Annotated in this window: 11 protein-coding genes and 2 pseudogenes; 5 read left to right on the top strand and 8 right to left on the bottom strand. The window is 70.2% G+C overall.

What is annotated here, in order from left to right:
* Positions 1–110: 110 nt before the first annotated feature.
* On the bottom strand, positions 111–1,292 hold the full coding sequence (gene glsA / locus J1M39_RS01880) for a glutaminase A (protein ID WP_274607797.1): 1,182 nt from the start codon (positions 1,290–1,292) through the stop codon (positions 111–113).
* Between the two features lie 70 nt (positions 1,293–1,362).
* Between glsA and J1M39_RS01885 the strand changes: the two genes are divergently transcribed.
* Both J1M39_RS01885 and J1M39_RS01890 read left to right on the top strand, forming a co-directional pair.
* Complete coding sequence (locus J1M39_RS01885) at positions 1,363–2,109, top strand: DUF72 domain-containing protein (protein ID WP_206496410.1); 747 nt, start codon at positions 1,363–1,365, stop codon at positions 2,107–2,109.
* A gap of 87 nt (positions 2,110–2,196) precedes the next feature.
* Positions 2,197–3,042, top strand: coding sequence for an alpha/beta fold hydrolase (locus J1M39_RS01890; protein WP_010079170.1), 846 nt, complete (start codon positions 2,197–2,199; stop codon positions 3,040–3,042).
* A 478-nt stretch (positions 3,043–3,520) separates the two neighbouring features.
* On the opposite strand, the pseudogene J1M39_RS01895 reads toward J1M39_RS01890, so the two are convergent.
* Positions 3,521–3,862 (bottom strand): annotated as a pseudogene (locus J1M39_RS01895) (transposase); the annotation flags it as partial.
* Positions 3,863–4,172: 310 nt separating this feature from the next.
* Here J1M39_RS01895 and J1M39_RS01900 point away from each other — a divergent pair.
* Positions 4,173–4,583, top strand: coding sequence for a four-helix bundle copper-binding protein (locus J1M39_RS01900; protein WP_113913952.1), 411 nt, complete (start codon positions 4,173–4,175; stop codon positions 4,581–4,583).
* Positions 4,584–4,679: 96 nt separating this feature from the next.
* The gene (locus J1M39_RS01905; RefSeq protein ID WP_113913951.1) at positions 4,680–5,564 is read left to right on the top strand and encodes a fructose bisphosphate aldolase; all 885 of its coding nucleotides are present in this window, start codon (positions 4,680–4,682) and stop codon (positions 5,562–5,564) included.
* A 106-nt stretch (positions 5,565–5,670) separates the two neighbouring features.
* Here the strand turns inward: J1M39_RS01905 and J1M39_RS01910 are convergent.
* The 6 genes and pseudogenes from J1M39_RS01910 to J1M39_RS01935 form a co-directional block, all read right to left on the bottom strand.
* Positions 5,671–6,725 (bottom strand): annotated as a pseudogene (locus J1M39_RS01910) (type II glyceraldehyde-3-phosphate dehydrogenase).
* A gap of 88 nt (positions 6,726–6,813) precedes the next feature.
* Complete coding sequence (locus tag J1M39_RS01915; protein ID WP_060974078.1) at positions 6,814–7,488, bottom strand: DUF305 domain-containing protein; 675 nt, start codon at positions 7,486–7,488, stop codon at positions 6,814–6,816.
* 59 nt (positions 7,489–7,547) lie between these two features.
* On the bottom strand, positions 7,548–9,785 hold the full coding sequence (locus J1M39_RS01920) for a copper-translocating P-type ATPase (protein WP_113913950.1): 2,238 nt from the start codon (positions 9,783–9,785) through the stop codon (positions 7,548–7,550).
* A gap of 75 nt (positions 9,786–9,860) precedes the next feature.
* On the bottom strand, positions 9,861–10,190 hold the full coding sequence (locus J1M39_RS01925; RefSeq protein ID WP_002854303.1) for a heavy-metal-associated domain-containing protein: 330 nt from the start codon (positions 10,188–10,190) through the stop codon (positions 9,861–9,863).
* Between the two features lie 97 nt (positions 10,191–10,287).
* On the bottom strand, positions 10,288–11,430 hold the full coding sequence (locus J1M39_RS01930) for a sensor histidine kinase (RefSeq protein WP_113913949.1): 1,143 nt from the start codon (positions 11,428–11,430) through the stop codon (positions 10,288–10,290).
* Positions 11,427–12,152 (bottom strand): response regulator transcription factor, encoded by a 726-nt coding sequence (locus J1M39_RS01935; RefSeq protein WP_017488138.1) that lies wholly within the window; start codon positions 12,150–12,152, stop codon positions 11,427–11,429. The genes J1M39_RS01930 and J1M39_RS01935 overlap by 4 nt, the downstream gene beginning before the upstream one ends.
* Positions 12,153–12,309: 157 nt before the next feature.
* Between J1M39_RS01935 and J1M39_RS01940 the strand changes: the two genes are divergently transcribed.
* Positions 12,310–13,176, top strand: coding sequence for a F510_1955 family glycosylhydrolase (locus J1M39_RS01940; protein ID WP_060775534.1), 867 nt, complete (start codon positions 12,310–12,312; stop codon positions 13,174–13,176).
* Positions 13,177–13,202 lie beyond the last annotated feature (26 nt).

The raw sequence follows: 13,202 nt of genomic DNA on the forward strand, positions 1-13,202 counted from the left end.
CCCGATGCTACGAGGCGAGCGCCAGAGGGTGACAAGGGACGGGGCGCGGCGTCGTCGGCGGCGTGGCCCACGCGACGACGGCGCCGCGGCGGCTAGGCGTCAACGCGGGGTCAGCGGGGCCCGCTGAGGCCGCGCAGGGCGCCACGGTGCTGGAGCACGTGCAGGTCCCAGCGTGCGCTGAGCCCCTCGAACAACCCGATGCCACGCCGGGAGTTACCTTGCTCGTCCAGGCGCGGCGACCACGTGGCGATGCCCAGGGCCCCGGGCACGGCGCCGAGCAGCGCGCCCGAGACGCCGGACTTCGCGGGCACGCCGACCTCGGCCACCCACTGGCCGCTGGCGTCGTACATGCCGCAGGTGAGCATCACGGACATCGCCTGCTGCGCTACCCACTCGTCCAGCACCCGCTCCCCCGTCACGGGGTTCGTGCCGCCAGCGGCGAGGGTGGCGCCCATGACGGCCAGCTGGGGTGCGGTGACCAGGACCGAGCACTGCGCGAGGTACCCGGCCACGGCCTCGCGGGCCGAGATGGGCAGCCGGCCGGCGTCGGCGAGCAGGTGGGCCAGGCCCAGGTTGCGGTCGGCGCGGGTGCGCTCGGCGTCGAGGACGTCCTCGCAGACCTCCAGCTCGACGCCGGCCATCGCGCTGTAGCGGCGCAGTAGCAGGGCCGTCCGCTCATCCTCGTCCCCGGCGGGCAGGAGGGAGTGGACCAGGATGGCGCCGGCGTTGATCAGCGGGTTGCACGGCCGGCCGTCGTCGTGCAGGGACAGGTGGTTGAACGACTCACCGGAGGGCTCGACGCCCACGTCCTCCAGCACGTGGTCCAGGCCGATCTCCTGCAGCACCACCGCGTAGGTGAGGACCTTGGAGACCGACTGCAGCGCGAAGGCGTGCTCGGTCTCCCCGGCGGCGGCCTGGTGGCCGTCCACCGTGCACACCGCCACGGCGAGGCCGTCCACATGCTGGCCGGCGACGTCCTCGAGGTAGTCGGAGGGCTCGCCGCGGCGGTCCGACTCCACCTCGCCGAGCATCGCGCGCAGGTCGTCGTCGAATCGCGTCGTGTCCATTCCTGTCACAGTAGTGGACGGGCGCCCGGGTCGCGGGCGGGCACCGGGCCGGTCACGGTGTGTACTGGACCGGGCGTTCGGGCCCAGCGGCAGGCCCAGCCACCTCCAGCCGATGACCATGCCGGTGCACGCGGGCAGGAAGGCGATCGAGGACGGGAGCATCGTGGCGATCAGGGAGCCGATGCCCATCTTCCGGTCGTACCTCTGAGCCACCGCGATGATCAGCGGGACGCTACGCGGGCGACGGAGGGTGAAGGCAAGACCCGGGAACCCGGGCCGGGGCTATCGTCGGGGGATGGACGTGCGGATCGGGACCTCCGGCTGGACCTACAGGCACTGGCGCGGGACCTTCTACCCGCAGGGGCTGCGGATCGCCGACCAGCTCGACCACTACACGGAGCGCTTCCGGACGGTCGAGCTCAACGGCTCCCACTACCGCTGGCCGGCGGACAGCACCGTCGAGGCATGGCGCGAGCGCCTGCCCGCCGGCTTCGAGATGGCCGTCAAGGCCTCCCGCTACCTCACCCACTACCGCAAGCTCAACGAGCCGCAGGACTGGGTGGAGCGCATCGTGCACACCCTGGACCTGCTCGGTGACCACGCCGGGCCGCTGCTGCTGCAGCTGCCGGTCAACCTGCACCGCGACGACGACCGACTCGCCGGGTTCCTCGGCCTGCTGCCCGATCGGGTGCGCGTGGCGGTGGAGGTCCAGCACGAGTCCTGGCTGGACGAGGACGTGTTCGACCTCCTCGACCGGCACGGGGCGGGGTTCGTGGTCTCGGTGATCGCCGGGCGGGAGCCGGTGCTGCGCGCGGCCGGCCGCCTCGCCTACGTGCGCTTCCACAACGCGGACCCGGACTGGCGCTACGGCGGATCGTTCTCCGACGCCGAGCTCTCCCCCTGGGTGAAGCGGCTGCGGGAGCTGACCGGCGCGGACGCGGCGGGCGCGCGCCCCGCCTACGTCTACTTCAACAACGACAACCACGGCCACGCCGCGTTCAACGCGCTGACGCTGCGCAGGATGGCGGAGACCGAAGCCTGACACGTGCCGAGCGCGTGCCTAGCGTGAGGAGGAAGCGGCGGCCGAGCGCCGCCGTCGTCCCCCGAGAGCACAGGAAGGCAGACGCACATGACCCTCATGCAGATCCCCACGGACCACGGCACGATCGGGCTGAACGTGGAGGAGGCCGGCCACGGGCGTCCCGTCGTCCTCATCCACGGCTGGCCGCTGACCCTCGACTCGTGGAAGGACCAGGTCGCAGCCCTGTCCCCGCACTACCGCGTGATCACCTATGACCGGCGCGGCTTCGGCGCCTCGGAGAAGCCCGCCGGCGGCTACGACTACGACACGATGACCGCCGACCTGCACGGTTTGCTCACCGAGCTCGACCTGCGTGACGTGACGCTCGTGGGCTTCTCGATGGGCGGTGGCGAGGTGGCGCGCTACATGTCCCGGTTCGGCGCGGACCGGATCCACTCGGTGGTGTTCGCCGGCGCGGTGCCCCCGTACCTGCTGAAGACCGACGACAACCCCGACGGCCCGCTGACCGAGAAGCAGGCCGCCGAGATGCGGGCGGGCCTCGAGAAGGACCGCGAGTCGTTCTTCGACGACTTCACGACGACGTTCTTCTCCACCCCCAAGCTGGCCGGCCTGACCAGCAGCCTCAAGGTCACCGAGGAGCAGCGCCAGGAGGCCATCCGGATGGCGCTGCAGTCCGACCAGACGGCGGCGCTGGCCTGCATGGACGCGTTCGGGGCCACCGACTTCCGCCGCGACCTGCCGGCGGTGACCGTGCCGGCCCTGGTCCTGCACGGCGACGCCGACCAGATCGTGCCGTTCAAGGGCTCCGGCAAGCGGACGCACAAGGCGATCGACGGCAGCCGCGTCGAACTCGTCAAGGATGCCCCGCACGGCTTCAGCATCAGCCACTCCGAGGAGTTCAACCGGATCCTGCTGGAGTTCCTGGCGGAGTGAGGGCGCGGGCGGGCGCATCAGAGTGCGGGACGCGAGACGGCACTCGCGGGGGTGGTGCATGCCGCCCACCGCGGCGCCGACGCCGACCTTTCAGGTTCGATCCGACGCCGTGATCACCCGGAGCGCGGGATCAGGCCGACCGGCCGGCAGAACCGCGCGTCAGGACGTCGAGTACGAAGCCGATCGGCCCATGACGGGTGCGCGCGTCCTGAAATAGGCCAGATCGAAACTGCGAGCCCCGGTCCTCGTGCACCAGGCACCCAGCCACCACGGCTGCACCGCCGCGGCCTGCGACGGCCTTGTTCGCGCAGAGACAGAGCTTCTCCTCAGCCGTGAAGTGCTTCCTGATGTCGGTCAGTCAGAGCCTGCGCGGCGCTTCTGGAGCGGGCTGGCGCACAGACCGAGGTGCTGTCGATCCATGACGGCGAGATTCAGGCGCGTGAGAAGGGTCTGCCATGAGTTTGCTTGACACGAGTTATCAGGCGGCGGCAGCCGCCTGGACTGATTGAACCATCTCGAACTCGACAGGGGTGAGCTTCCCGAGACGGGCCTGCCTACGACGGCGGTGATAGGTCCGCTCGATCCAGCTCACGATCGCGAGCCGGAGCTGGTCGAAGGACTGCCAGCGACGCCGGTTCAGCACGTTCTTCTGCAACAGCGCGAAGAAGGATTCCATTGCCGCGTTGTCCCCAGCAGCACCGACCCTGCCCATCGACCCGACCAGGCCGTTGACCCGCAGCGTCTCCACGAACCGCCTGGCTCGAAATTGCGATCCTCGATCCGAATGCACCCGGCAACCCTGCACCGGCGGCCTCGACGCCCCTGGTCGGATCGCATAAGCGCTCTTCCTGACACCGACCGTCCGGTCCGACAGGATCCACGTTGAGGCGAGCCCTGCTGGTCCTCCCCGTCGGCGTGGTCCTCAGGGCCGTCGGCCGGGCTGAGGGGCGGCTGGTCACACCTTCGTCATCCCTGCCCGTAAAGGAGTCCGCGGGCCTCCGTGGCCGGCGATCTTCACGGAACCTTCAAGGTTGAGCCCTTCACCCGCGTCGGCGGGGCGGTCTACGGTCGATGGCAGGGCGGGCCGGCGAAGGCCGGTGCGTCGGATCAGATCGACGAAGGAGCACATCATGACCCATCACGTGAGCGCCATGCTGGAGACCTACCCGAAGGAGGTGGGGAACATCGATCGGCAGAAACTGGCCGAATGCATCCAGGCCTGCTTCGAGTGCGCCCAGACGTGCACCGCCTGCGCGGACGCCTGCCTGGCCGAGGACATGGTGGCCGACCTGAGGCAGTGCATCCGGTTGAACCTGGACTGCGCCGATGTGTGCGCCGCCACAGGCCGGATGCTGTCCCGGCAGACCGGCAACAACGTCGAGACCACCCGCGCCCTGCTCGAGGCCTGCCGGGCCGCCTGCAAGACGTGCGGGGACGAATGCGAGAGCCACGCCCAGATGCACGAGCACTGCAAGGTGTGTGCCGAGGCCTGCCGCCGGTGTGAGCAGGCCTGCGCGGACCTGCTCGTCACCCTGGGTTGAGCCTGCTGATGACCGTTCCCCCTTGAGGGCGGCCAGTCGTCCATGACGCGCGCAGGGAACCCGGACCACCGTGCTCCCTCGCCGCGGAAGGCTCCCATGCACTCGGAGAAGTATCAGAGGGTCAGGAACGGTGTCGGATTCGTCGCGGCGCTGGACCAGAGCGGGGGCAGCACCCCGGCGGCCTTGCACCTCTATGGGATCGACAAGGATGCCTACTCCGGCCCAGAGGAGATGTTCGACCTGGTACACCAGGTGCGCACACGTATCATCACCAGCCCCAGCTTCGACGGTGAGCGCGTCATGGGGGCCATCCTGTTCGAGAACACAATGAACCGCCAGGTGGAGGGTTCCCCCACGGGCGACTACCTGTGGAACAGCAAAGGCATCGTGCCCTTCCTCAAAATCGACCAGGGCTTGGCCCCGGAACAGCAAGGCGCCCAGCTCATGAAACCCATCCCGCACCTGGATGACTTACTGTCTCGAGCCGTCGAAAAGCACATGTTCGGGACGAAGATGCGCTCGGTCATCAAGCTGCCCGGGGACGGGGTGGGCTCCGTCGTGGAGCAGCAGTTCGGGCTCGCCCGTCAGATCCTCGTTACCGGGCTGGTGCCCATCATCGAGCCCGAGGTGGATATCCGCAGCCCCCGCAAGGCCGAGGTGGAGGACCAGTTCAAGGCGGCAATCCTCGCCCAACTGGACAAGCTCGGAGACGACCAGTCGGTCATCCTCAAAGTGACGCTGCCGGAGCGGGCGGACTTCTACCGCGAGTTCGTGGACCATCCCCGAGTGATCCGCGTCCTGGCCCTGTCGGGCGGCTATACCCGGGCCCAGGCCACCACCCTGCTGGCCCGCAACCACGGCGTGATCGCCAGCTTCTCCCGCGCCCTGACCGAAGGGCTGAGTACGGCCCAGAGCCCAGCGCAGTTCAATGCGGTGTTGGATGAGGCCATCAACGCGATCGCGACGGCCTCTCGCACCTGACCGGAGGCCATAGGACCGCTGCGGTAGTCCGCGGCCGCCGAAGCGGTGTCCGACCACCCCCCATTCCTGGGGCCGGGCACCGCCTCAGCGGCGTCTGCCGCGCAGTTCAACGGGCAGCCACCGAGGAGCGCACGAAGTCCTGGCGCACCCCCAAGGCGCGGTCGGTGCGCCGGATGGACTCGCCGCCGTCGTCGACGGTTCCGGTGAGGGCCCGGATCGCGTCGATGTTCTCGGGGACGACGATCGCCTGGTTGTCCACCGTGTAGGTGTAGTACAGCTCGTTGCCGTCCACGGTGAGGATGTCTTCCCAGAGGGCCACCTCATACATATCACCCCGGGGCCGGCCCAGGTCCTCCATGAGTTCCACGGTGCTATTGACCGCCACGACGCCGTCCGAGCGCCGGACGAAGGCGATCCGCGGCATCGCCCGGAACGCCTCCAACACCTCCTGCTTCTCGGCCGGGCGGGTGAGCTCGATCGTCCAGTAGTGCAGGTGGTTCTGAGTGTGGGCTCCCTTGGCGGCCATGGTGACCACGTCCAGGTCCGGGACCACCGACTGGGCGTCGGGCCCCTGATGGCTGGGGATTCGGCCCTCGGGGACGATGGTGTTCATGATCCCGGAATGGTCCGATTCCCACGGATCGGTGGCCCGGCGGATGAGCACCCCCGGGCCTTGGACAGCAGTCCGACGTCCTTCAGCGCGGTAAGGGCCCGGACGGTGGCGGTGGTATTGCAGGACACCACCCGGGTGCTGTCCCGGCCCAGGGCGGTGGCGTAGTTGGCGTGGGCGACGAAGGAGTGGCCGGTGAGATCGTGCTTCTCCCCGCCCTGGAACACGGATTTGACCCCGTGGGCACGGTAGAGCTCCAGGTTGCCGGCGCCCACCTGGGCCGGGGTGCAGTCCACCACGACGTCAACGTTCTCGAGCAGGTCGTGCAGGCCTCCGACGACGGGAAGGCCGGCATCCGCCATCACCGGTAGGGCCTGCTCGGTAGAGGCGTAGACGGGGATACCCTTCCCGGCCGCAGTCGCGATCCGGTAGTCAGCGATGACGTCACTGACTCCGACCAGCGCCATGTCCTCCTGGGCCCGGACCGCGTCGGCGACGCGTTTGCCGATGACCCCGTACCCGTTCACCGCGACCTTGATCTTGTCCTGCATGCTCGTCTCCTTTCCTGGAGGACCCGTTCCGGTTTCGGGGTCTATCGCCAGCCGCGTCTCACCGGATGCCCGCAGCGGACGACGGTGCTCAGAGCTTGTCGAGCATCTGTTGCATTTCGGTGATCTCGGCCTCCTGGTCGGCGATGACCTGCTCGGCGAGCTGCACGGCCTGCGGGTTCTGGCCGTCCTCGACCTCGTCCTTGGCCATGTCCACGGCGCCCTTGTGGTGGGCGGTCATCTGCTCCAGGTACAACCGGGCGGCCTCGGTGCCCTGGGCCTGCTCCAGGGCGGCCATGTCCTCCTCGGACATCATCCCGGACATCCCGCCGTGGTCCATGCCCTCCATACCGTCCGTGTCCACGGGGTCTTGGCCCCAGGCGGTGAGCATGGCGTTCATGCGCTCGATCTCCGGGCCCTGGGCGTCGATGACCTTCTGGGCGAACGCGGCCACCTCCGCCGGGACGTCATCCTTGGCCAGCAGCATCTCGCTCATCTCAACGGCCTGCTGGTGGTGCGGGATCATCATTTGGGCGAACATCACGTCCGCGTCGTTGTGCTCGGCGGAGACCTCCTCGGCCGAACCGGTCGCCGTGGTGGACGGTGTCGCGGTGGCCGTGGCCGCAGGGGTGGCGGCGGGGGCGGAGCTGGTCGCGGTGGCCGAGGCCTCAGCGCCGGCGTTCTCGTCCTGGGCGCCGGTGCCGCAGGCGGTCAAGGTCAGGGCGGAGGCCAGGGCCAGGGCGGTCAGCGTCATGGTGCGTTTCATGGTGGGTCCTTCCACAGTGGGTTGAGGGTTCATATCAGAGTTAGCGCCAAGAGGCGCGATCAGGAGGTCGCGGGTTGAAGGGCAGCCTGCGACCGGGGGCGCTCGAGAGGAGCCAGGTGCTCCGGGTCCAGGTCGATCCGGCGCAGCAGCTGGGCGTTGAGGGCCACCACGATGGTGGAGACGGACATCAGGATCGCGCCCACCGCGGGGGAGAGCACGAACCCGATCGGGGCGAGCACGCCGGCGGCCAGCGGCACGGCGAGCACGTTGTAGCCGGTGGCCCACACCAGGTTCTGGATCATCTTGGTGTAGCTGGCCTGGGAGAGCTCGATCATCGACAGCACCGCGCGGGGGTCGTTGCTGGCGAGCACAACGCCGGCGGACTCCATGGCCACGTCGGTGCCGGCGCCGATGGCGATGCCGACCTCGGCCCGCGCCAGCGCCGGGGCGTCGTTGACGCCGTCGCCCACCATGGCCACGGACAGTCCCCGGGACTGCAACTCGGTGACCTTGGTGTCCTTGTCCTGGGGGAGGACCTCGGCGAAGACCTCGTCGATGCCCAGGTCCGCCCCGACGGCCTCGGCGACCTGGCGGGCATCGCCGGTGATCATCGCGACCTTGATGCCGCGGGCGTGCAGGGCGGCCACGGCGGCCCGGGACTCGGGGCGGACCTTGTCCTCCACGGCGACCGCGCCGATAACGGACCCCTCGCGCAGCACGTGCAACACCCCGGCCCCGCGCGCGGTCCAGGAGGCGGTGTGCTCAGTGATCTCCGCCGGCATGGTCAGGTTAAGCTCGCGCAGCATGTTCGGGCCCCCGACGAGGATCTCGGAGCCGTCCACGGTGGCGCGCACCCCGCGGCCCATGGCAGCACTGAAGTCCGTGCCGCGCTTGCGCAACGTGCTGGCCTGCGGGTGCTGCCCGGCGGCGGTGACGATGGCCCGGGCCACGGGGTGCTCGCTGTCAGCCTCGGCCGCGGCGGCCACCGCCAGCAGTTCTGCCTCGGACACGCCGGGCATCGCGGTGACGGCGGTGACGACGTGGGCGCCCTCGGTCAGGGTGCCGGTCTTGTCGAACAGGACCACGTCGATGGTGCGCATCCGCTCCAGGGCCATCCGGTCCTTGATCAGGACCCCGGACTTGGCGGCCTTCTCCGTGGAGAGGGCGATCACCAGCGGGATGGCCAGGCCCAGGGCGTGCGGGCAGGCGATCACCAGCACGGTCACGGTGCGGGTGACCGCGTCGGTGGGCTGGCCGATCGCGGTCCACACGATCGCGGTGATGATCGCCGCAACCAGGGCGAACCAGAACAGCAGGGCCGCCGCCCGGTCGGCCAACGCCTGGGCGCGGGAGGAGGATTCCTGGGCGTCGGCGACCATCCGCTGGATCCCGGCCAGGGTCGTGTCGGTCCCGACGGCGGCCACCTTCACCCGCACGGTGTTGTCGGTGGCCACGGTCCCAGCGACCACCGTGTCCCCGGCCTGGCGCAGCACGGGCTTCGACTCCCCGGTGATCATCGCCTCGTCGAACTCCGCGGCGCCCTCGAGGATGGTCCCGTCGGCCGGCACCCGGGCCCCGGCCCGCACTAGCACCACATCGCCCACGGCCAACTCGGTGATCGGCACGGTGATGGTGTCACCGTCCACGACCTTCTCGGCCTCCTCCGGCAGCAGCGCCGCCAGCGCGTCCAAGGCGGAGGAGGCCGCGCCCAGGGCGCGCATCTCCATCCAGTGGCCCAGCAGCATGATGACCACCAGCAGCGCCAGCTCCCACCAGAAGTCCAGCATTAGGTCCCCGATGCCCAGGGTCGTGACCCAGGAGGCGACGAAGGCCACCGTGATGGCCATCGCGATCAGCAGCATCATCCCGGGCTGGCGGGCGCGCAACTCGGTCAGCCCGCCCTTCAGGAAGGGCATGCCGCCATAGAGGTAGATCACGGTGCCCAGCACCGGGGCGATCCACGCCGAGCCCGGGAACTCGGGGACGTGGTAGCCCAGCAGCTGCCCGACCATGTGGCTGAAGAACACCACCGGGATGGAGAGCACCAGTGAGACCCAGAACCGGTTCTTGAACATCGCGGTGGAATGCCCGGCGTGCTGACCGTGGTCGTGGACCTGGTGGTCCTCGTCCAGGGCCGAGTGGGCGTGGCCCTGGGGCATGGCCTGCCCGTGGGTGGCCGCGTCCGCGGGGTGGTGGGCGGCATGGTCGGTGTGGTTGGCGTGGCCGGCGTGGGGGTTCGGGTCTGGGTGTTCGGCGGTCTGGTCGGTGGGGTGATCGTGGTGGTGCGGGGTGCTCATGGTGTTCCTTCTGCTCGGCGGTCTGTTCGGCGACCGGCTCGGCGGTGGGGCGCCGACCTCGAGGGGATGGGTCGGTTAGATCCGGACGCGGTAGCCGGCCGCTTCGATGGCCGTCCGCACGGAGTCCGCGGAGGCGGGCCCGGTCACGGTGACGGGGGAGGCCCCGCCGGCGACCAGTTCGACCCGGACATCGTCCACCCCGTCCAGGGCGCTCACGGCCTCGGCGACGGAGCCCACGCAGTGTCCGCAGGTCATGCCCTCCACCTGGTAGGTCGCGTCGCCGGCGCTCGTCCCGGTTGGGTCGGCACTCTGGTGCCCGGCGGGGGCGGTGGCGTCGGCGGCTGGGGCGCAGCACGAGCAGCCGTTGGTGGCCCCCGGCAGCGGGGTGCGGGCGGATTCGGTCATGACGGTCTCCTTCAGGTCTGAGGGCGGCGCCGGACGGCGCCTCTCCTCTTGGTATATACCCCCCGGGGGTATCATTCAAGGGGTGGAGCGCCGGTGTTCACGGTGGATAAACGGGTGCGCCGGTAGGTGGGCTGGTCGGGGGCTGCTTGGTGGGCAGGTCGATGGTGAACGTCGCCCCGGCCGTGGTGGAGGTGGCGCTCAAGGTGCCGCCGTGGGTCTGGATGAGAGCTCGGGAGATGGCCAGGCCGACCCCGGAGCCGCCGTGGTCACGGTCGCGGGCGGTGTCCCCGCGGTAGAAGCGTTCGAAGACGTGCGGCAGGTGCTCGGGAGAGATCCCCTCCCCGGTGTCGGTGACGCTGAGCGTGACCCCGGACGGGCTTTGTCGGGCCTCGAGGGTGACCCGGCCCCCGGCCGGGGTGTGGCGCAGGGCGTTGGTGAGCAGGTTGCCCAGGACCTGGCCCATGCGCTGGCGGTCCACGTCCACGGCCAGGCCCGGATCGGCGTCCATGGTCAGGGCCACGCCCTTGGTGGCGTAGGCCTCCTTGTGGGCCTCGGTCGCGGCATGCAGCAGCCCGCTGACCCCTTGGGGGCTGCGGTCCAGTTCGATCCGGCCCTCCTCGGCGCGGGAGACGTCGTTGATGTCCTCCACCAGCCGGGTCAACCGGGCCAGCTGCTCGCCCATCAGCTCACCGGTGGGCTCGTCCCAGTGGGACACCCCGTCTTGCAGGGCCTCGTGGTAGACGGTCAGCACGGAGACGGGGGTGCGCAGCTCGTGGGCCAGGTCCGAGAGCATCCGTCGCCGGGTGTCCTCGGTGCGCTGAAGCCGTGCGGCCATGGTGTTGAAAGACCCTGCCAGCTCCTCCACCTCGGTGCCGGCGCCCATGGCCGGCACGCGGGTGTCGTACCGTCCACCGGCCATGGCCTTGGCCGCCTGGGTCAGGGCGTTGATCGGACTCTGGATCCGGCGGGCGACATGCCAGGTCAATGCCAGACAACAGATCAAGGCCGTGGCCAGGGCCACGCCCAGAGTCCAGAAATTGGCGTCCCGGTAGGCCTGCTCCACGTGCAGCACCTGGGCTGCATCGTGTCCGGCCCCGGCCTGTTCCAGGTGCTCGTGGAACAGTGGTGGGCCGGCCAGGGAGGCCACCACCACCGCGGCCAGCACGCTGGCCCCCACCACCAGCAGCTGGGCGAGGAAGAACCGGGCCGCTAATCCTTGGTAGCGCCGCCGGCCGGTCATTGCTCCGCCATCCGGTAGCCGACCCCGCGGACGGTGTCGATATAGCGGGCCGGGTCCGCGTCGAGCTTGCGGCGCAGGTTCTTGATGTGCACGTCCACGAGCCGTTCATCGCCCACCCAGGCCGGGTCCCAGACGATATCGATCAGCTGGCGCCGGGAGAAGGCCTGGTGCGGGCGCCCCGACAAGGCGGCCAGCAGGTCGAACTCCGTGCGCGTTAGTTGCACCACCTGGCCCGACACGCGGGCCTCGTGGGCGGCCAGGTCGATGACCAGGTCACCGCAGACCCGTTCCGGTTCGGGGGCTGACACCGTTGTGCGCGGCCGGCGCATGACCGCCCCCACCCGGGCGACCAGCTCCCGGACGCTGAAGGGTTTGGTGATGTAGTCATCGGCCCCCACCGCCAATCCCTCCAACCGGTGGTGCTCATCGCCGCGGGCGGTGAGCATCAGCACATAGCACTCGGAGAAGGCCCGCACCCGCCGGCACACCTCGATCCCGTCCAGCCCGGGCAGGCCCAGGTCCAGGACCATCACGTCGGGCTCGTGAACCCGGGCGGCCTGCACTGCGGCCGGGCCGGTGTGGGTGAGGGCCACCTCGTAGCCGGCCCGCTCCAGGTAGGTGGCCACCATGCGCGCCAGCGGCTTCTCGTCATCGACCACCAACACCCGGCCGGCCGCCGGACCAGTCCCAGTGTCAGTCCCAGTGCCAGTGCCAGAGTTCATGGGTCCAGTCTCGCTCTGTCTCGCGCCCCGGCGGCTCAGAACGGTGCCGGGGCGGGGAATCTTCATCGAATCTTCAAGGCAAACCGCCCCATCCCGGCGCGTCACCGGCCGACAATGGTAGATGGCCCCGCCTTTTGGCCCGGGGCGGAAAGGCTCCATGACCCCCCTGACCCGCAGAACCCTGATCGCCGGCGGGCTGACCCTGCTCGGCGCTGGCACCCTCACCGCCTGCGCCGCGCCGAACCCCGCGACATCCCCGGCGGCCGGCACCGGCACGCAGGGCACCGGCACGGCCATCACCCACGTCCATGCCCTCACCCGGGACCCCGAGTCCGGTGAGGTGCTGCTGGCCACCCACCAGGGCCTGTTCCGGCTCCAGGACGGGGAGCTGACCCAGGTCGGTCCGGTCGTGGACTTCATGGGTTTCACCCTGACTCCCGAGGGCCGCTACCTGGCCTCGGGTCACCCCGCGCCGCGCACCGACCTGCCCGAGCCGCTGGGCCTGGCCGAGTCCACCGACCGGGGCCAGAGCTGGACGGTGCTCTCCCGCGGCGGCGCATCCGATTTCCACGCCCTGGCCGCCGGCCCGAACGGGGTCCTCGGCTTCGATGGGCAACTGCGCGCCAGCACCGACGGCCTCACCTGGCAGAGCCTTGAGATCCCCGTCGCCCCGGCATCGCTGGCGATCTCCCCCCAAACCGGGACCGTGCTGGCCACCACCGAAACCGGCATGTTGCGCTCGACCGACCACGGCGCGACCTGGACCACCCTGGACACCCCCCAGCTGATGCACCTGGTCGCCTGGGCCGATGACACCACCGCCGTGGGCGCCGGCACCGAGGGACACCTGCTGACCAGCACCGACGCCGGCGACACCTGGACCGCCAGCGACCGCCCGGTCGGCACGGCCTCCGCCCTGGGCGCCGGCATCACCGACGACGGGCAGACCGAAGCACTGCTGGTCATCGGTTCGACCGTGCTGTCCACCACCGACGGCGGGAACACCACCGAACAGCTGCTGTGACCTCCCCCCGCCGCCCCCTGTCCGGC

The organism is Micrococcus sp. KRD077, from assembly GCF_017168505.1.
GTDB lineage: Bacteria > Actinomycetota > Actinomycetes > Actinomycetales > Micrococcaceae > Micrococcus > Micrococcus luteus.

Bases quoted from the DNA above. Each gene is read 5' to 3' on its own strand.
- J1M39_RS01905 (WP_113913951.1), top strand. From the start codon at position 4,680: ATGCACTCGGAGAAGTATCAGAGGGTCAGGAACGGTGTCGGATTCGTC.
- J1M39_RS01925 (WP_002854303.1), bottom strand. From the start codon at position 10,190: ATGACCGAATCCGCCCGCACCCCGCTGCCGGGGGCCACCAACGGCTGC.
- J1M39_RS01935 (WP_017488138.1), bottom strand. From the start codon at position 12,152: ATGAACTCTGGCACTGGCACTGGGACTGACACTGGGACTGGTCCGGCG.
- J1M39_RS01930 (WP_113913949.1), bottom strand. From the start codon at position 11,430: ATGACCGGCCGGCGGCGCTACCAAGGATTAGCGGCCCGGTTCTTCCTC.
- J1M39_RS01940 (WP_060775534.1), top strand. From the start codon at position 12,310: ATGACCCCCCTGACCCGCAGAACCCTGATCGCCGGCGGGCTGACCCTG.
- J1M39_RS01920 (WP_113913950.1), bottom strand. From the start codon at position 9,785: ATGAGCACCCCGCACCACCACGATCACCCCACCGACCAGACCGCCGAA.
- J1M39_RS01885 (WP_206496410.1), top strand. From the start codon at position 1,363: ATGGACGTGCGGATCGGGACCTCCGGCTGGACCTACAGGCACTGGCGC.
- J1M39_RS01890 (WP_010079170.1), top strand. From the start codon at position 2,197: ATGACCCTCATGCAGATCCCCACGGACCACGGCACGATCGGGCTGAAC.
- J1M39_RS01900 (WP_113913952.1), top strand. From the start codon at position 4,173: ATGACCCATCACGTGAGCGCCATGCTGGAGACCTACCCGAAGGAGGTG.
- J1M39_RS01915 (WP_060974078.1), bottom strand. From the start codon at position 7,488: ATGAAACGCACCATGACGCTGACCGCCCTGGCCCTGGCCTCCGCCCTG.